Source organism: Leptotrichia sp. oral taxon 847 (assembly GCF_001553645.1).
In the GTDB taxonomy this organism is placed as follows: Bacteria; Fusobacteriota; Fusobacteriia; order Fusobacteriales; family Leptotrichiaceae; genus Leptotrichia.
Window position 1 is genome coordinate 1,526,468 of sequence record NZ_CP014231.1, and the last position, 18,336, is coordinate 1,544,803.

The following is an 18,336-nucleotide window of genomic DNA, read 5'->3' on the forward strand; positions in this document are numbered from 1 at the left end:
TGCTATAATGATTGATAGTAGAAAGAATGGAAATATTTAAGAAAGGAAAGTTTGAAAATGGGAAACAGCAGAAAAATGATTAAAAAGTTGTCTATTATTATGATAGTTATATTTGCAATTGGAATGCTCGCAAGTGCAATATTATTTTTGAAAAATAATATTTTTGGACAAATGTCGAATAGAGAAGTTATTGCGACAGTTAATAAACAAAAAATTTATAAAGATCAGTTCGAGTCGTATAGACAGATGTTAAAAGAACAGCTTTTACAAATCAATCAGCAAAAAGCACAAATGGGAGTACCACAAGAAAATTTAAAAGATGTCCCAGATAGCGTAACGGATGAAATAATTTTACAAAATCTTATAAGTAAGGCGCTTTTAATTTCGGCAGCATCTGATTTTAAAATAAAAGTATCAAGTGGTGAAGTTAATAAACAAGTAAACAGTGAAATTAAAGGTGTAAAAAAGGAAGATCTTGCAAATGCGTTGGCAGCTCGTGGGTTTAGAAATCTGACTGAGTACAAAAATGCAGTAAAACAAGATAAGATTATGAAAAAATTACAGGAAAAAATGTTTGCAAAATATCAGCTTTCTGATGCGGATGTAAAAAAAGCATTTGACAGAGAACAGTACGCAGGGCTTGCTGGAAAAGACTACAATGAAATAAAAGTTAAATTGAAAGAAAGTTTACAGCAAGAAAGAAACGATTTACTGCTAACTTCTTATTTGACAAAATTAACTGAAAAAGCAAAAATTGAATTTCAAAATCCTGAAATAAAAAAAATATATAATGATTCCAGAGTGATTGTAGCAAGAAATGGTGAATACAAAATATTTAATAAAACAGTAAATGAGAGAATTTTAAGAACAATTTCAGAAACACAGGAAGGGTATTCTGACAAATTACTAGACGAAGTAAAAGCTAATTTGAAAGTGGAATTGGATAAATTAGTAAAAATTTCTGTAAAAGCAAAAGCTGCAGGAGTAAAACCTGATCCAGAGCTTGTGGGAGTTGCACAGTTGCAAGATTTGTCCAAAAGATATTACAATTCTTTGATTGACAATTTCAAAGCTGATGATGCAACATTAAAAGCTAGATTTGAGCAAAAAAAAGACAGTTACAGCATTAAAAACAGCGTTGGTGGTTATGTGATAGGTGATGAGTATCAGCCAAGTTCACAGGATTTGGAAAATGCTAAAAAGCAGGCACAGGAAATTATGAAAACTACAAATAAAGATAATTTTGCACAAAAAGCAAAAGAATTCTCAAAAGACCCTGGTTCAGCTGCTAATGGCGGAAGTTTGGGAGAAACAACTGACTTATCAGGACTTGTTCCAGAATTTGCAAATGCAGTGAAAAACGGAAAAGCGGGAGATATAACAGGGCCTATTCAAACGCAGTTTGGGTATCACATTATTTACATTGAATCAAAAGATGCAAATAATCCAAATGTTGCAAAAATTCGTCATATTTTAATTACACCAGCTATATCGGAAGCTACAAGACAAAAGGTTGCACAAAAAATTAATGACTTAAAAGCGCAAATCCAAAGCGGCAAAACTACTTGGGATCAAGTTGAAAAACAAGAAAAATTTAATTTTAGTGTAAAAGAAAGATTTAAAAAATTAGTAAAAGGTGAAACAGTTCCAGGAATTGGAAAAGATGATGAGTTAGTAAATAAAATATTTGCTTCCAAAGTAAATCAAATTATTGAAAAGAATAATCCGTCAATAGGCTATTTCTTAGTTGTAAAAACTTCAGAAATACCGTTTACACCTGCAACTTTTGAAAATTCAAAAGAAAGAGCAAGATTAGAATTAGCACATGAGTTTGCTGACAAGATTCTTGCGAGTATAAATTAATTTAATGAAAAGTACTGATAAAATAAATAGATTCAAGATTTTTATCTTGTCAAAAACATTTTTTACTTGATTAAAGTTAGTTTTTGTAGAAGGCAGGATAAATATAAAATTAGTAGTAAATAAAGAGTAAATTTTAGCCGATTTACTCTTTTTTTCTTAATTGAGAGTGTAGTACAACAATGTGTATGTGTAGAAAATAGAAAAATAGGAACTATCCGCTGTGTGAGTACAGAAATGAAATAATAAAAAACACGTTCCGCATAATAGAAAAGTTGTTCAAGCTTCTATTAATGAAAGGAACGTGTTTATATGAGTTTTTTATACTTCAACTAAAATCGAATGAAAATTCGTATAAATAACATTTCCAGGTTTGCTATTTTTTATTTTTTTCACAAATTTTCTCTGACAGTAATCAACTGTAACTTTGTCGCCTTTTTGCGCTTTGGAATGTTCACAGGCTAGTTTTGCGGCGTGAAAAATGACATCTTCACTTGGAATTCGATTTCCACAAAGGATAAGCACATGACTTCCAGGAATATCTTTTATATGAAGCCAAATGTCATTTGGTTCTCCTTTTGAAAAAGTAATCTCTTCATTTTCCTTATTATTTCTTCCAACAAAAATTTTAAAGCCGCTGTATTCAAATGATAGTAATTCCCTTTTTTTATGTTTATTGAGTTTAATTTTTTTTGTGTTATTGAAATTTGACATTTTTAGCTCCGATTCAATTTCCTCAATTCCAATAAAATCATTCTCTTTTTCAATAAACATCTTAATTTGTTCAAAATATTTAATTTCATCTTGAATATCAATAAGTCTTTCATTTAGTGCTATAAGCGTTCTTTTCCCTTTATTGTACTTGTTGTAGTAAAAATTTAAGTTATCTTTTGGTGAAAGAGTTGCATCAAGATTTATTGTAATTTCTTCATTTGCGTAAAAGTCAAAAACTGTGACTTTTTTCATTCCATATTTTAATTTGTGCATATTTGCAGCTAGAATATTTCCAATATTCTTGTATTTTTGATAATTCTCATTTTTTTTCAAATCGATATTTATATTTTTGTTTATTTTCTTAAATTTTTTAATTTGTGTGTCAACATATTTTAGCAAATTTTTTTTCTTTTCATTAAGCACATTTGAAGTAATCGTTGCTTTAAAATATTCGTTAAGACCTTCATTCAAAGTTTCATAATATTCATTTTCGTCAACTTTTTTTTCCTCAAATTCAGAAAATTCATTATAAGTAAAAACTTTTTGCATTTTTTTATTTTTTGAAATTTTATAAATCACAGGTTTATAATTTTCCAAATATTTTTTAAAAGTGTCATAATTACTTGCACATTGTACAGCAAACGGAATTCCAGCGCCTTCACATTTTTTTAGGAAATCCTCTGTTTTGAAAGGAAAATTTTCTTTCTCAAAATAAATTGGCGAAATTTTTTTTTCTTCAAATGGCAAAGTGTATTTTGCGCCAGTCATAATAACACGGTTTCCTATTTCAAGAGTTGTAAAATAAAGAGCAGATAAAATTTTATTTTGGCAAGTGAGAAAGACATTGCTTGCCTTTCCCATAATTTCCATAATGAGAGTATATTTTTCAATATCTCCAAACTGATTGAGCTTTTCAAAGTCAAAATATACAATTCTGTCAAAACTTTCCTGTCTTATATTTATTAAAATTGAATTTTGTAAATATTTTTTCAGAGATAATAAAAATTTTGACTGATAGTCAGTGTTCAAATCTTTTTCATTTTTCAAATAAAAAATTGTAGAATTGTCTTTCACTTGAAAAATTAAATTATTTTTCCCAAAAAAGAGTGAAAATGAATTTCTGTTATATTGAAAAATTTTTGTGATCTTATATCTTAAAATTTTTTCTTTAATTTCTTTAATCAAAAATGAAATTCCGATTCCGTCCAAATAAATCATATTATCTCCTTTCAATTATAATTTTAAAATAAATTTTTAATATAGCTCCAATTTGTATGGCAAATAATAAAGTGGTTTATTTTTGTTCGCAAGAGCTACATCATAAGCGTCAAACACTTTTTTAGTTTCAGGAATTTTTTCTTTTAGCTCAGTTGATAACTTGAATTTTTCAGAAACTCTTGAAGTTAGTGCTTGTAATTTTGTCATCAGATCTTCTTCCAAATAAATATTTTCAACTGCATAATTTCTTTTGTCAATTCCTAAATCTTTTGCCATAATCTTTATAACTTCATCAAGACTTGCAATTCCATCAACCAAATTTATATTTTTAGCTTCATCTCCCAGCCAAATTTTTCCCTGTGCATAATTTTCCAATACATTTTCATCAATTTTTCTGTTATTTGTAACTCGAGATTTAAACTCAGCATAAGTTTGTTGCATTGACTGAACAAGTTTTTGTTTTGATTCCTCAGACAACGGAGAAAAACTGTTATTAATATCAGAATATTTTCCTTTACTTATGCTGTTTGCTGAAATTCCAAGTTTACTTTGAGTGTTATATAATTTTGGAACCATTGAAACAACACCGATAGAACCTGTAATTGTTGCATTGTCGGCAAATACTTTTTTACCTGACATTGAGATATAATAACCACCTGACGCTGCCATATCAGACATTGAAACATAGACTGGAACATTTATTTTAGAAAGTTCCTGATAGATAACTTCTGAAGCCAAAGCCGAACCTCCGCCAGAATTTACACGAAGCACAATTCCCATCAAATTTTTAGTTTTCATCGCTTTTTCAAGTTTCTGAGTGATATTGTCAGGAGTGATCACACCTTGTGTAACGCCACTTGCATCGTACAAAATTGAACCTTCTGCATAAATCACAGCAATTGTCCCATTTGAGCCATTTCCAACTTTTGTATCTTTAACTTTTTTTTCATAGTAATCGTAAATATCTGAAACATTGTCCTCTTTAATATTTAACCTTTTCGTAAAGTCAGAAAAATGTTCCAATTTATCGACTAATTTTTTATCTCTTGCATCAAAAATTGATAGATTAGTATCAACACCGCTTACAATATCGTCATTTAAAGCATTTTTATCAATATTTCTATTTTTTGAAATATCAGTTACAAATTTTTGGTATCTATTTTCAAAAATTCTTGTAAGTTCCGATTTTAGTTCAGGCGACATCTGATTAGAAACGTAGTTTTCTCCATAAGATTTATAATTTCCGATTCTTACAACTTCCATATTTATTCCAAGTTTATCGAAAAGTCCTTTCATATAGATGTCAGAATAATTGTATCCTGTTAAATTAACATTAGCTGAAGCAGACGGAACTGCAATAATTTCATCAGCAATGGACGCCAGTTTATAATTTGCATTTGTGATATATGCTCCAAAAGCATATATTTTTTTATTATTTTGTTTAATTTCCAAAAACTTTTTCATAAGTTCTTCAACTTTAGAAGAAGACAAATTGATGTCGTCCAGCGATAAAATAACCCCTTTTACGGAATTGTCATTTTTTATCTCGTCCAAACTTTGTAAAATATCCATATATGATATGTCTTTTTTGTCAGAAAGGAAATCTGATCCGATAACTTTATCTTCAACAACATTTGAAACATTAAACAGTACATAATCATTATTTTTCTTGATCTTTTCACCTTTTAATTTTGAATTTACAACCGTTATCGCTGAAAATCCTATAATAAAAATTAAAAATATCAATAATGCCAATTTCAAAAAAAACGAATAAGTTTCTTTTAAAGTGAACCAAAAAAATTTTTTTATAAAATCAAAAAATTTCATTTTTTACCTCCAAATTTAAGTTATTAAAAATTATAACATTTTAAAGATAAAATATCAAATTAAGAAAAACTTTTGACAGAGTAAAATAGTTAGGGGTAAATAAAAAATCTTATTTTAAGTTTTTCATTCAATCCAGAGAGTTACTAAAATAATTTTTTCTTTTTTAAGCAGAAGTGCTCATCGCCGCACCCCTGCACCCCGGCAAGGCTCAAGTCATTTTTATGCACTGCCAAAAAACTCGCTTACGCTCAGACAGTTTTGTCAGCACATAAAAATGCTCCGACGGTTTAAATTTTACTATTATACAAAAGGTGTCGTGATTTTTTTGGAGTAAAGACGACTGTTTGAGCACGTTTAGTGCGAGTTTCGGCTTTGCTTCAAAAAAATTCTTAGACGAGCGTGGGGATTATAAGGGGAAATGGCGGTCCTTTCCCCTTATGTAAAAAATAAAAAAATAATATTAAACAAAATAACATCTTGTAATCAAAAATAAGCTAAAAAATTTGAAATTAAAAAATCTGCCCCTAAAATTTTTAAACCATCAAAAACTTTTAAATAAAACTAATCATAGCGGTAGCTCTTCCGCTTAGTTTGCCTTCTCTTCTGTAGGAATGAAATTTTGGATCAAAAGTATCTTCATTTGACACGACTAGATTTTCTTTTAAAATCCCCAGTTTTAGTGCCATAATTTCATTAAATTTCGTGTTGTCAAAATGATATTTTCCAGTTTTTTCGTTCCAGTTAAAAGATTTTTTTATAAGTTCATTTTTTTCTCCAAATTTGTCTGAAAATTTTTCATAAAATTCTATACCAACTTCATAATGTTTTTGTTGTATTCCAATTCCAAGTCCCATTAAGACATCTTTTGGATCAATTTTGTAAGTTTTTCTCATTTTGTCAAGTCCACTTTTCATCATCTCTTTAAATGTTCCAGGCCAGCCTGAGTGCCACACTCCAATCACCTTATTTTTTTTGTCATACACAAAAATTGGAAGACAATCCGCATAAAAAGTGAAAATGACAATATCTTTTCTTTTTGTGAGAAATCCATCAATGTCGCACTCCTTTTCATAATAATATTTTGTTGTATTTTCATCAATCACAAAAACATTTGCAGAATGCGTTTGAAACGCCATAACAGACTTCTTATTTTCAAATCCAAACTGCTCTAATAATTTTTTTCTATTTTCTTTTTGAATTCCTTCAATTTGATTTTCAATGGGACAGTAATCTGACATATTTCCAGCATTCTTTTTTGTATAAATTGCCTTTACTCCCAATTTTTCAAATTCCTCTATGTAGTAATGATTTTCTTTTTCTATAAACATCATTGTCCCCTTATAAATCTACTTTTATTTAAATTTTTTAATCATCAAAATATTTTTCTGAAAATTTTATTATTTTAATTTATTTTATCGAAAAATTTATATTTATTCTTTATCGAAAAATTTTATTTTTTGAAGGCTTGTGATAAATTTGAAAATATAATTTCTATATTTTTAATTTGTTCATTTAAATCTTTAATTTGCCATTTTCCGTTAATTTTTTCCATATTTACAGTTGAGCTTATTTGTGTGTAATTTTCTTCTTTTTTCATTTCGTCATCCATAACATCAGCAATTCCATTCATGATTTTAGAAAAAGCTTCATTTTTGTTCATTTCTTGCATTTTAGAAATCATTTCGTTTACATCTTTGTAATTTAATTTTTTTGCCACAAGTCCAAAAAGCATAGGTTCATTTTGAAGCTTTTGAATTTTAGAGTTGTCCAAAACTTTTACTTTTTGAGAAATTTGTGCTTCTTTGTCGCTAAAAAACTTTATTTCTTCCACTTTTGATTTTTGATATTCAATTCCTTTTTCTATCATTCTAACTGCCATTTGTTTTGCAACTTGAATGTTTATCGCATCTTCACCAGTTTGATAAGATGATTTTATCTGTTCGTCAATTACTTTTGTTGCAAGTTCTTTCACTTTATCCTTAAATTTGTTTTGATCTTCTTCAAATGCTTCTTTTACTTGTAGAGAGTTTTTTTTCATCTTTCTTTCTGAAATTTTATAATTTTCACTTTTTGTTACGTTATAATCTAATTTTACGTCTGGAGCACACATTTGTAATGACAGCGCCATAAGTAGGATCATAAATAATTTTTTCATAATTTTTCACTTCCTTTTTAAATCAAAATTTTTTATTTTTCTCTGTTTCCAAAATACTGTGTAAGTTCTAAAAGTAGTTTGTTTCCACCAAAATTATCTTCGATAATTTTACTTGCTTTATTTAGACATTCGTTTAACATTTCCTTACTTTTGTTTAAGCCAAAAAGGCTTGGATAGGTTATTTTACCGTTTTCTATATCATTTGATTTTTTTCCAGTATTTATAAAATCTCCTTCAATGTCCAAAATATCATCTTTTATTTGAAAAGCAAGTCCAATTAATTTTGAATATTCCACTAATTTTTCTTTTTTTGGTTCTTCTACTTCAAGTGCAATTAATGGCAACTCAATTGCGGCAGTAAGTAGTTTACCTGTTTTGTGCGCGTGAATATATTCCAGCATTTTTTTATTTTTTTCAATATGTTCACTTAAGTTGACATTATTTTCTGTTTTGTCTTTTAATCTTCTTTCCATTTCCACATCTTCAAATTGTCCACCAACCATTCCATAAAACCCTGAGTATTCCGATAATTTTGAAATTATTTTCACTTTATTTTTGTCGTTAATTTTCTTGGAATGAGTAGCGATGTTAAACGCCTCCGTCAAAAGTACATCGCCAACTAGAATAGCCACTGGCTCATTGTATTTTATGTGAGTTGTCAATTTTCCACGGCGATACATGTCGTTGTCCATAGCAGGTAGGTCGTCATGCACAAGTGAATAGCAGTGAATAAATTCAAGTGCAGTTGCGATGTCTTCCACGCTTTCATAACTTTTATGAAATAAATCGCACATCATATACATAAGAATGGGACGAAGCCTTTTTCCACCGTTCATCACAGCATAATTCATCGCTTCAGACAATTTATTTGGAAATTTATAATTTTGCAATTTTTTTTGCAAATTTTTTTCCACAATTTCTTTTTTTTCTTTTAAATAATCTTTTAACATAGTTTTTTACACCATTTCATTTATTTTTTTTACGATTTTTCCCTAACTAAAATAATTTTTAAAAAGTGATTTGAAAAACTAATCTAAATCTTCGGTTTCCACTTTTCCATTTTTTTCCAAAACTTTTAATACTTTTCCTTCGCCTATTTCCAGTAACTTTTCTGAATCTTTTATAAGTTTTATCGCTTTTTCATATTCCGCAATTGAGTCGTCCAGCGATAAGTCTTCACTTTCCAATTTTTCTAAAATTTTGTCAATTTGCTCGATATTCTCTTCATAAGTTTGTTTTTTTGCTGCCATTTTAATACTTCCTTTCTTTTTTATTTTTGTGTTTTTAGTAGATGAATGTTTTCCTAAATAATATAATAATTTTATCTTTTTTCTTCAAAATATATTTTAATATATTTAATTATTATTATTTTTTATTAATTATTCATAACTGTAAAAACTGACGATTTTTTTATTGTAATCTCTTTCGTCATATTTTACAAATTTTTCTATTTTTTCTGGCATCTTTTCATAAACTCCGTGTTCTGAAATTATAATTCCGTTCTCATCAAGTATTTTGTACTCAAAGATTTTTTCAATCGTTTTTGTCGAAATATTTTCTTTGTATGGGGGATCTAAAAAGATTATGTCAAATTTTTCATTTTTTCTGCCAAGTATCTCTATTGCTCTGAAAACATCGTTTTTATAGGCTCTACAACTTTCTGCCAAATCTAAATTATTTATGTTTTCGATAATTACTCTTAGTGCATCTTTGTCTTTTTCTATCATTACTGCTCTTTTAGCTCCACGGCTGAGCGCTTCTATCGCAATATTTCCAGTCCCAGAATATAGATCTAAGAATTTTGCGCCGTCAATTTGTTTTCCAAGTATGCTAAATATCGCTTCTTTTATTCGTTCCAACGTCGGTCTTGTGTCTCTTCCTTCCCTTGAATAGATTTTTCTATTTTTTAACTTTCCTGCAACAATTCTCATCTTTTTCCTTTCATTTTAATAAAAATTTATTACCATTTTGTCATCTAAATTAACATTTCCTGCGAGAAGTTCAAAATGTTCGTTGTTTTTATTTTTAGTTATGTTTTTAAATTCGTATCCTTTGTAATCTATATTTTTTATTTTTTTAGCTGACTTATTGTAAATATTTACATAAAAAATTTCCGCTTTATTTTTATTTAAAAAATTATTTACTAACTCAAAACTGTATGTAAAATCTTTTGTTTGTAAAAAATTTGTATTTTGTAAATCGTAGGAAAGAAAAATTTTTCCTTCTTTACTTGGTTCTATAACTTTTGAAATTGCAAACCATTCTCTTTGAATATTTTCGTTTTTTTGATTTTTGTAAATATTTTCATCAAATTTTATGACAGCTCTCAAATTTTGAGATTTTTTGTAATCGGAGAAAAATTTTATATTTTTTATATATCGTCCTCTGTTATTTGTATTTTTATTACTAAAATCTTCTTTTTCTACTTTTTCGATATTTGAATCCAGCCAAAAAAGAAATGTTGATTTCACATTGTAATTTCCAACATTTTCAAAAGTGTAAAAACTTTCAACTTTTATAGTATTATCTTTTTCAATCGTGATATTAAGATCTTCTCTTTTAATTATAAGTGGCTCTTGTCGTACAATTTTTACATTCCCAACTGCTAAAAATTTACTTTTTTCTGAAAATGCTATTATATTTATTAATAAAAACGTTATTAAAATAAGTATTTTTTTTAACATATTCACCTTTCCAAATTTATTTTTTATAATTTTAATTTATTTAATTATATAAAAATTATCACAGTCTACAGTAAATGTCAAGAACATAATTAAATTTTTCTAAATAACTTATTTATAAAGCTTTTCAATGTATTCGTCCTTTTTCCCATTTTTATCATAGACAAAAATGGGCATTTCAATGCAAAGTCCTTTATTTGCGCCTTTAATGGCTTCAATCATGCAAATTTTAGCGTGTCCATTCCATTTTGTATAACAGGTTTTCATCTTTTTAGGTTCTAAACTATATTTTTTTAGAAGTTCCATAATTTCAATTAGCCGTTCACATCGAAAAACGATAAAAAAACTTCCCATATTTTTTAGTAAATCTGCTGAAATTTTTATGATTTCTTCAAGTGTCAAATTTACATTGTGGCGAGCATAGGCTAATTGCTCCAAATTATTAATTTGAGAGATTTCGCCTTTAAATTCAAAATACGGCGGATTTGTAACTATTACGTCAAATTCAGCGTAAGAAAAAATTTTCTTGTAATTTTTTATGTCTTCATTTACAATTGAAATTTGACCGTTAAAACCGTTATTTTTCACATTTTCCTTAGCAATTTCAACCATTATTTCCTGTAATTCAATTCCTGTAATTTTTGCTTTTGAGCGTTTTGCCAAAAGAATTGAGATAATGCCGCAGCCAGTTCCGATGTCAAGTATTTTTTTGGTTTTCCTATTAATTTTTACAAAGTCAGAAATTAAGACGGAATCTAAAGTGAAATTTTGAAAGTCGTTTCTTTGAATAATTTTTAAATCTTTAATTGATGTTATCGTTTTTTCTCCATTTTTTTTCATAAAACCTTCTTTCACATAAATTCTTTTTTGTAAAGAAAATAAAAACTCTTTAAAGAGTTTTTAAATTTAAAACAAATTACAAGGAATTTTTTCTAACCATTATATTTTCTGCATCTTCTACATTTAAAATTTTTTCATCTCCATCAACTAACATCGTAATCAAAAATTTGTCAATATTTATAATTTTTATGAGTGATTTTATCAAAACTCCTTTTTCGTTCAAATATTTTCTAATAGCAACACTGCCTTTAATTGAGGAAACTTGAACTGTATCCCCCTCCTTAAAAGTCAAAATTGACTCTGGCTGAATATCTTTTTTTACTTCTTCCAAATTATTAACGATAGTTTCAAAAGTTTTAACAAATGCTTTTAATTCTTTTTCCGAAATATTTTCTGTAATTTTTTCTAAGATAGTTGAATGAAAATTACCGTGATAATTTAGTGCCATTTCTCCTTTTTTGGAAAGTTTTACAAAAACTTTTCTTCTGTCTTCGTCAGAGCGGATACGCTCAATGAATTGTTTTTCATTTAATTTATTTATGGCAATTGATGCTGTTCCCATCGTAATTCCAAGTTTTTCAGATAGTTCATTCATTGTTATTTTATCTTGTCCAATGGCTTCTATCACGTGCAATTCAGTTGTAGTAAGACATTTGATAACTTGATTCAAATTAATTTCTTCAATTTTATAATACGTTTTATAAAATTGATCCAATAAATTTTCCATTTTATTATACATTTATTTTTTCCCCTTTCTTATAATTTTAATGAGTTAATTTTATTTTGGTAATCTCCACTAAAGATGTAAGAGCCAGCAACTAATATGTTTGCACCAGCTTCTACTGCAAGTTTTCCAGTTTCATTATTTATTCCGCCGTCCACTTCAATGTCAATTTTTGGAGCTAATTTTCTCAATTCTTTTATTTTAGTAAGCATTTCTGGGATAAATTTTTGTCCGCCAAAACCAGGATTTACCGTCATAATTAGCACCATGTCGATGTTATTTAAATCATATTTTAAAACATCTAGTGGAGTCGATGGGTTAAGAGCTACTCCTACCTTTTTTTCCATAGACTTTATTAGTTGAATGGTTCTATTTAAATGTTTTGTACTTTCTGCGTGAACAGTAATAATATCTGCACAGTCTTTGAATAAATGAATTAGATGACAAGGATCTTCAACCATCAAATGAACATCAAAAACAAGGCTTGTGTGAGGTCTTATCGCTTTTAAAACAGGTGTGCCAAAACTAATATTTGGTACAAAGTTTCCATCCATAACGTCGAGATGAAGAAAGTCAGCTCCAAAATTTTCAACTTCCTGAATTTCTTTTTTTAGATTACTAAAATCCGCTGCTAATAGAGAAGGTGCAACAATTATCTTTTTTCCCATTAAAATCTCCTCTTTCTTTTTTAAAATTTATTTGATTTTTATATTTTCCAGTGAATAAAGGTAAAAGTCATATCGTTTTTTATGAATTTTATGGTTTTGTACATTTTCTTTAATCGCACAAAAAGGCTCATTTGTGTGAATGCAATCACGAAATTTGCAATTTTGTAAAAATTGTAGGAACTCTGGAAACAGTAGCTCCAATTCCTTTTTATTTTTTAATTTTGGAAAATCAAGTGTAGAAAATCCCGGTGTATCAATTATGTAAGAATTTTCGTTTGTCATAAAAAATCTACTTTCAGTGGTCGTGTGGCGTCCTTTTTTTGTTTTTTGACTGATGTCATTTGTTGTAAGTATTTTTTCACCTATCAAAGAATTTATAAGTGTGGATTTTCCTGATCCAGATGGTCCAGAAATTACGATAGACTTTTTATTTATATAATTCTTCAATTCTTGAATTCCTAAATTTTCTTTTATGGAAATTGGAAACACACAAATCGTATTTTTAAAAATTTTCTCAAAATCGTCTAAAAACTGATTTAGTTCATTTTCAGAAACCAAGTCAATTTTTGATAAAATCAAAATACACGGAATATTTTGATAATTTGCGTTTAATAACATTTTTTGAAAGTTAGTAAAATCAAACTTTGGATTTTTAATTGCAAATAAAATACCGATAAAATCTATATTTGAAATTAGTGGCCTAATCAAATAATTTTTTCTCTCAAAAATTTTAGTTATAACTTTTTCATTTTCGTCAAATTCTACGACATCTCCAATAATACAGTTCATTTTGTTGTTTTTTACTTTTAGGCTACCTCGCAATTTACATTCGTAAATGTTATTTTCTTCCAAATTTTTCGCATCTTTATCCACGATATAGTAAAAACCTTTAATTTTTCTGATAACTTTTCCTTTTATAACTTTTCTCCTCTCCTAGTAGTAAAGAATTTTACTCACCATCCTCATTTTGTGGCGGTGATTGCTGACTGCTTGAATTATTTCCTTGCGAAGAAGAATGACCTGAAGAATTTGAGTTACTTCCTCCGCTACTTCCACTGTTTGTTGTATTAGTGTTTGTACCTTTATTTTCTGTTTCGCTGTTGTCAATTTTGTTAATTGTGTCGTCAATTGCTTTTTCTATTCCATTTTTGTTGATATCACTTTTTGAATTATTTATGATTTCCTCAGTTGTTTGACGTTTTCTAGCACGGGAAACTGTATTTATGACAACAGATACATTTTGTCCATGCTGAATTCTAGCTCCAGCTGCAGGATTTGTGGAAATAATAGTGTTTAGTGGCAATGTCTGATCACTTGTGTAAGATACATTTTGAATATTTATTCCCACTTGTTTAGCAAGCTCTCTTGCGTCGTTCAAATCAAGTCCGATTAAATTTGGCATTACAGACGGATCTATCATTTGCTGAGAAGATACAAGTATTGAAATTTTTTGATTAATTTCAAGTTTTGTTCCAGGCTTTGGATAAACTCCCAAAATTGTGTTATATTTTTGGTTTGACGGATAATAGTCAATAGTTTCAATTTGAATATTTTGTCCTTTTAATTTTGAACGTGCTTCCAAAAGTTCAAGTCCAATTATATTTGGCACAACTTGATTTTGTCCATTATTTACCCAAATTTTTATAACTCTATTCACCTTAACTTTTTTTCCAGGACGCGGATCCTGATTGTGAACCACGTTTAGCGGTACTTTTTCAGTTTTTGAATGAATAACTTTGACCTTTAGACCAGCTTCTTTCAAATATTTAATAGCTTCTTTTTCATTCAGGTTAGTAACATTCGGAATAACAGTCATACGAGTGTTAAAAAAATGTCTTTCAAACACACCTCGTCCAAAAATTCCTAGCGTTACTAAACAAATCATCACAATAACAAATCTTGTTACTTTACCGGGATTTAATTTTTTTGTTGTTGCCATCGTACACCTCATATTTTTATAATTTTTATTTTAATAAATTACTCATTAATATAATATCACAATTAATAAATAAATACAATTTTTAAATTAAAGATTGTAAACTAAAAAATCAACTTTAAAATTATACTTTTAAAATAAAAAAAATATGGTATAATTATGATTAAGATAATAAAAAATAAATAAAATTTAAAAAATAAAAAAATTAAAAACAAAAAAAGAAGGAGGATTTTATGAAAAAAATAATGATGTCTTTGCTTATTTTAAGTAGCTTTAATTTGTTTTCATCAAATGAGAATCTTATAAGAAAAATAAGTGTGACTGGAAATTCTGAAAAAGAAGTTATGCCAGATATTGCGGTTATAAATTTTTTGATTTCAGAAAAAGACAAAGATTTGAATGTGGCTACAAAAAAGGCAAAAGATGCGCTAGAAAATTTTAAAAAAGAACTTGGCGCTAGAAAAATTCAAACGGGAGAAATTGAGACAGTTTCATTTTACGATACAAAAAAGACGGAGTATGAAGAAGATATAAAGCCAAAAAATTCAAAAAATCAAAAACAAAAAAGTGAAATAAAAACGCCAGTTTCTTATACCGCCGAAATTGAGATTTTGGTAAAAAATATTGATTTTAATAGATTAAGTGGATTAATTGGTGTAGATGGGGACAAAAATTTTAGTAAAATTGAAAAAAATTTTTCTCAAAATGCTTATTCTGTAAATTTGAAAGAAACAGATAAAACTGTGGATGCGGCTTTGAATGAATTATTTGTCAAAGTAAACGATGTAAAAGAAAAATTGCAAAGCGTGAGTGAAACTAAAAATGACGTCATCTTTGGTGGATATAAAATTACTGAAAATTATACAAATGACAGTAAAACACCTGTTGACATGTATTATGTAAATCATAATTTAAAATTGACAGTAAAAAATTTAAAAAATTTGAATACGATAATTTCTATTGCTGCGGACAATGATATTAATATAAATGGCTCAATTCAATTTGACTTGTCAAATAAAGATGAAATTGAGCGGCAGATGTATAAACAGGCATTTAATGAAGCTGAGAAGAAGGCAAAAAGCATATTAAAGTCAAGTGTGCTAAAACTTGGAAAGCCAATTATAGTCAGCGAAGATTTGGATTTTCAGCAAAAAATGATAGATAAAATTGACAGTCAGTGGGAAGTGAAAGCAGTAACAAACACAGTAGAACTTCCAGCGCCAGAAAAAGAATACGGTTTTACTGCTGAATATTCAGATGGATACGGATATTCTTCAGCAAAAAGAGCAGTCAGTACAAAAGTTGATTATACTCCAAAACCACTGAAATTAGAGCAAAATGTGTCTGTGATGTATGAGATAAAATGATTTTTATAAAAGAGAAAAGAAAAAAATAAAAAGTCAATAGAAAAGTGATCAATGGATAAAATTGTAAAGTCTTTAAAGGAGATATAAACATGAAAAAAATATTAGTGGTACTTTTTGCATTATTAAGTCTAAATATTTTTTCTGCAAATGAAGATAATGTAAAAAAAATAAGCGTGACGGGAAATGCACAAAGAGAAATCATGCCAGATATGGCAACTTTGAGCTTTCAAATTAAGGACAAGGACAAAACTTTGAGTGCGGCGTCTTCCAAAGTGAAGCAAAAACTGGAAAAATTTAAAAAGGATTTGAGAGCGCAAAATATTGAGATTAGTAATATTGAAACAGTTTCTCTCTCAGATAGAAAAATTAAAGATAAAAATTATTCAGACAATAAAAGTGTGTCTTCATATTCTGGTCAAATGAGTATTTTTGTAAAAAATGTAGATTTTGAAAAGCTGGGAGAACTCATTGAACTAAATAACGGAGATAAATTTCAAAGCGTGAAAAAGGATGAGAAAGAAAATGTTTACGAAATTAAGTTAAAAGAAAGCGATAAGACATTAAATGGCACTTTGAATAAATTATTTTCAAAACTGGATATTTTGAGAAGTAAACTAAAAGCAATAAATGCAACAAAAAATAATGTTTTTTTTGGAGATTATGAAATTAAAGAAAATGCCAAAAATTATAAAGAAACGGAAGTTTATGAAGTAACTCACAATTTAAAAGTTACAACAAAAAATTTAAAAGATTTGAATGCGATAATAACTTTGGCGGACACCGATGGCCTTAATATAGCAGGTTCGATAAAATTTGACTTGTCCAACAGAAATGAAATCGAGTCGCAGATGTACAGTGATGCCTATAATGAAGCAAGACAAAAGGCAGAAAGTATCTTAAAGTCAAGTAATTTAAAAGTTGGAGATGTGATTGTCGTAAGTGAAGATGTGGACTTTCAGCAAAAAATGATAGATAGGATTGACAGCCAATGGGAAGTGAAAACACAAGCTAATGATTTAACAGAAGAAAGAAATTCTTCAGGAATGCAGATAAGAGGTGGGTATGATTTTAATAGAGGCTATAGAGACTATAAAGTTGGGAAAACAAGAGTTGACTACACTCCAAAACCTTTAAAAATAGAGCAAAATATATCTGTGATGTATGAGATGCAAAAAAAATAAATGAAAGGAGATAAAATTATTTAAATAATAATTTTAAAATAAAAAAATGAAAAAAATAATGACATTTTTATTTATGATGACTTGTGTTTTAACATTTTCTGATGTCGTCTCTGGAAAAAGAATACAAGTTAGAGGAATTGCGAAAAAAGAAATATTTCCAAATTCAGCAAAAGTGGAGCTTACAATAAAAACTCAAGATGAAAATTTGGATAAAGCGAGTCGGGAAAATTCGCAAAGACTTGAAAAATTTAAAAGTTTACTAAGTAAATCTGGTGGAAAATATGAAAAGATAGATTCAGTTTCTTATTTTACCGATAAATCTTATGATTGGGAATATGAAACGGTCAATAAGGGAGCGAAGGAATACGAAACAGTTTTAACAATTGAAGCAGATAAGCTTGAGTTAAACAGTTTAAAAGACTTTTTGCAGATTTTATCAAATGAAAAAATTTATAAAGTTGAAATAAATTCACAAGGAATAAATACTTTTGAGATAAAAGCAAGGGATAAAACAGCTAAAGCCGCTTACCAGAAAGCGATTGATAAATTTAACGGTTTACAAAAGAAACTTGGCACAAAAGGACTTAGAAATATTGTAAAAATTGCTGGATTTAAAAATGACGAAGTCAGTCTTGAAAAAAGAGAAAGTGTAAAAAAAGAAGTTAACACAGTCACTCACAATGTTGAAGTTACAACTAGAGATATGAAAAGTCTGGGAAATATAATAAGCGTTGCGTATGCGGTTGGGATTGGGACAAATGGGTACATTGAATATGATATTGATAACAAGCAGAAATTGGAAGATGAGCTGTATGAAAGCGCTTATAAGGAAGCTCTAAAAAAGGCACAAGTTATTTTGGGAAAAACTAATTTGAGCTTAAAAAATCCAGTTACAATAACTGATAAGTCAAATGGAGTTATCCGAGCATATTCTGATTACAATTATAACTACAATTTATATGCTTCGATTGATTCAAAAATTTTGGAAAAAAGTGACAAAGAATTAATGGACAAGGTTTTGGAAAAAAATATAGTTATAAATCCATCAAAACTCAATATTTCAAAAGAAGTTTACATTGAATTTGAGATGAATTAATTTTTTTGAAGGGAATGAAGAAATTCCCTTTTTTGTGGTATAATTATAATGAAATATTTAAATTTTTGA

The 18,336-nt window shown here is 28.2% G+C and carries 17 protein-coding genes; 4 read left to right on the top strand and 13 right to left on the bottom strand.

Going from position 1 to position 18,336, the window contains the following annotated elements:
• Positions 1-57 precede the first annotated feature (57 nt).
• Complete coding sequence (locus tag AXF11_RS07075; RefSeq protein WP_068156399.1) at positions 58-1,863, top strand: peptidylprolyl isomerase; 1,806 nt, start codon at positions 58-60, stop codon at positions 1,861-1,863.
• 318 nt (positions 1,864-2,181) lie between these two features.
• Here AXF11_RS07075 and AXF11_RS07080 read toward each other — a convergent pair whose 3' ends face one another.
• From AXF11_RS07080 to AXF11_RS07140, 13 genes are all read right to left on the bottom strand, one after another.
• Positions 2,182-3,792, bottom strand: a complete 1,611-nt coding sequence (locus AXF11_RS07080) for an Rqc2 family fibronectin-binding protein (RefSeq protein ID WP_068156402.1) — start codon at positions 3,790-3,792, stop codon at positions 2,182-2,184.
• A gap of 36 nt (positions 3,793-3,828) precedes the next feature.
• Complete coding sequence (gene sppA / locus AXF11_RS07085; RefSeq protein ID WP_068156405.1) at positions 3,829-5,619, bottom strand: signal peptide peptidase SppA; 1,791 nt, start codon at positions 5,617-5,619, stop codon at positions 3,829-3,831.
• Between the two features lie 551 nt (positions 5,620-6,170).
• Entirely contained in the window at positions 6,171-6,947 is a 777-nt protein-coding gene (locus tag AXF11_RS07090; RefSeq protein WP_068156408.1) for a polyphenol oxidase family protein, read from the bottom strand.
• Between the two features lie 122 nt (positions 6,948-7,069).
• Positions 7,070-7,774, bottom strand: coding sequence for a hypothetical protein (locus AXF11_RS07095; RefSeq protein ID WP_068156410.1), 705 nt, complete (start codon positions 7,772-7,774; stop codon positions 7,070-7,072).
• A gap of 32 nt (positions 7,775-7,806) precedes the next feature.
• A complete protein-coding gene (locus AXF11_RS07100; protein ID WP_068156412.1) occupies positions 7,807-8,724 on the bottom strand; it encodes a polyprenyl synthetase family protein in 918 nt (305 codons plus the stop codon).
• 78 nt (positions 8,725-8,802) lie between these two features.
• On the bottom strand, positions 8,803-9,024 hold the full coding sequence (gene xseB, locus AXF11_RS07105; RefSeq protein WP_068156416.1) for an exodeoxyribonuclease VII small subunit: 222 nt from the start codon (positions 9,022-9,024) through the stop codon (positions 8,803-8,805).
• 129 nt (positions 9,025-9,153) lie between these two features.
• Positions 9,154-9,705, bottom strand: coding sequence for a 16S rRNA (guanine(966)-N(2))-methyltransferase RsmD (rsmD, locus tag AXF11_RS07110; RefSeq protein WP_068156417.1), 552 nt, complete (start codon positions 9,703-9,705; stop codon positions 9,154-9,156).
• Between the two features lie 15 nt (positions 9,706-9,720).
• On the bottom strand, positions 9,721-10,458 hold the full coding sequence (locus tag AXF11_RS07115) for a hypothetical protein (protein WP_068156419.1): 738 nt from the start codon (positions 10,456-10,458) through the stop codon (positions 9,721-9,723).
• A gap of 108 nt (positions 10,459-10,566) precedes the next feature.
• A complete protein-coding gene (locus AXF11_RS07120; RefSeq protein WP_068156420.1) occupies positions 10,567-11,295 on the bottom strand; it encodes a tRNA1(Val) (adenine(37)-N6)-methyltransferase in 729 nt (242 codons plus the stop codon).
• Between the two features lie 76 nt (positions 11,296-11,371).
• On the bottom strand, positions 11,372-12,034 hold the full coding sequence (locus AXF11_RS07125) for a MarR family transcriptional regulator (RefSeq protein WP_068156422.1): 663 nt from the start codon (positions 12,032-12,034) through the stop codon (positions 11,372-11,374).
• Between the two features lie 17 nt (positions 12,035-12,051).
• The gene (rpe, locus tag AXF11_RS07130; protein ID WP_068156424.1) at positions 12,052-12,687 is read right to left on the bottom strand and encodes a ribulose-phosphate 3-epimerase; all 636 of its coding nucleotides are present in this window, start codon (positions 12,685-12,687) and stop codon (positions 12,052-12,054) included.
• Between the two features lie 27 nt (positions 12,688-12,714).
• Entirely contained in the window at positions 12,715-13,605 is an 891-nt protein-coding gene (gene rsgA / locus AXF11_RS07135; protein ID WP_068156427.1) for a ribosome small subunit-dependent GTPase A, read from the bottom strand.
• A 31-nt stretch (positions 13,606-13,636) separates the two neighbouring features.
• On the bottom strand, positions 13,637-14,626 hold the full coding sequence (locus AXF11_RS07140; protein ID WP_068156430.1) for a PASTA domain-containing protein: 990 nt from the start codon (positions 14,624-14,626) through the stop codon (positions 13,637-13,639).
• A gap of 230 nt (positions 14,627-14,856) precedes the next feature.
• On the opposite strand from AXF11_RS07140, the gene AXF11_RS07145 reads away from it, so the two are divergent.
• From AXF11_RS07145 to AXF11_RS07155, 3 genes are all read left to right on the top strand, one after another.
• A complete protein-coding gene (locus tag AXF11_RS07145) occupies positions 14,857-15,990 on the top strand; it encodes an SIMPL domain-containing protein (protein ID WP_068156434.1) in 1,134 nt (377 codons plus the stop codon).
• 89 nt (positions 15,991-16,079) lie between these two features.
• Positions 16,080-17,171 (top strand): SIMPL domain-containing protein, encoded by a 1,092-nt coding sequence (locus AXF11_RS07150; RefSeq protein ID WP_068156437.1) that lies wholly within the window; start codon positions 16,080-16,082, stop codon positions 17,169-17,171.
• Between the two features lie 46 nt (positions 17,172-17,217).
• Entirely contained in the window at positions 17,218-18,267 is a 1,050-nt protein-coding gene (locus tag AXF11_RS07155; RefSeq protein WP_068156440.1) for an SIMPL domain-containing protein, read from the top strand.
• Positions 18,268-18,336 lie beyond the last annotated feature (69 nt).

Coding starts and splice junctions, on each gene's coding strand:
- AXF11_RS07120 (WP_068156420.1), bottom strand. CDS start 11,295: ATGAAAAAAAATGGAGAAAAAACGATAACATCAATTAAAGATTTAAAA.
- rpe (WP_068156424.1), bottom strand. CDS start 12,687: ATGGGAAAAAAGATAATTGTTGCACCTTCTCTATTAGCAGCGGATTTT.
- rsmD (WP_068156417.1), bottom strand. CDS start 9,705: ATGAGAATTGTTGCAGGAAAGTTAAAAAATAGAAAAATCTATTCAAGG.
- AXF11_RS07100 (WP_068156412.1), bottom strand. CDS start 8,724: ATGTTAAAAGATTATTTAAAAGAAAAAAAAGAAATTGTGGAAAAAAAT.
- AXF11_RS07095 (WP_068156410.1), bottom strand. CDS start 7,774: ATGAAAAAATTATTTATGATCCTACTTATGGCGCTGTCATTACAAATG.
- AXF11_RS07080 (WP_068156402.1), bottom strand. CDS start 3,792: ATGATTTATTTGGACGGAATCGGAATTTCATTTTTGATTAAAGAAATT.
- AXF11_RS07145 (WP_068156434.1), top strand. CDS start 14,857: ATGAAAAAAATAATGATGTCTTTGCTTATTTTAAGTAGCTTTAATTTG.
- AXF11_RS07090 (WP_068156408.1), bottom strand. CDS start 6,947: ATGTTTATAGAAAAAGAAAATCATTACTACATAGAGGAATTTGAAAAA.
- AXF11_RS07125 (WP_068156422.1), bottom strand. CDS start 12,034: ATGTATAATAAAATGGAAAATTTATTGGATCAATTTTATAAAACGTAT.
- xseB (WP_068156416.1), bottom strand. CDS start 9,024: ATGGCAGCAAAAAAACAAACTTATGAAGAGAATATCGAGCAAATTGAC.
- AXF11_RS07155 (WP_068156440.1), top strand. CDS start 17,218: ATGAAAAAAATAATGACATTTTTATTTATGATGACTTGTGTTTTAACA.
- sppA (WP_068156405.1), bottom strand. CDS start 5,619: ATGAAATTTTTTGATTTTATAAAAAAATTTTTTTGGTTCACTTTAAAA.
- AXF11_RS07140 (WP_068156430.1), bottom strand. CDS start 14,626: ATGGCAACAACAAAAAAATTAAATCCCGGTAAAGTAACAAGATTTGTT.
- AXF11_RS07075 (WP_068156399.1), top strand. CDS start 58: ATGGGAAACAGCAGAAAAATGATTAAAAAGTTGTCTATTATTATGATA.
- AXF11_RS07150 (WP_068156437.1), top strand. CDS start 16,080: ATGAAAAAAATATTAGTGGTACTTTTTGCATTATTAAGTCTAAATATT.
- AXF11_RS07115 (WP_068156419.1), bottom strand. CDS start 10,458: ATGTTAAAAAAAATACTTATTTTAATAACGTTTTTATTAATAAATATA.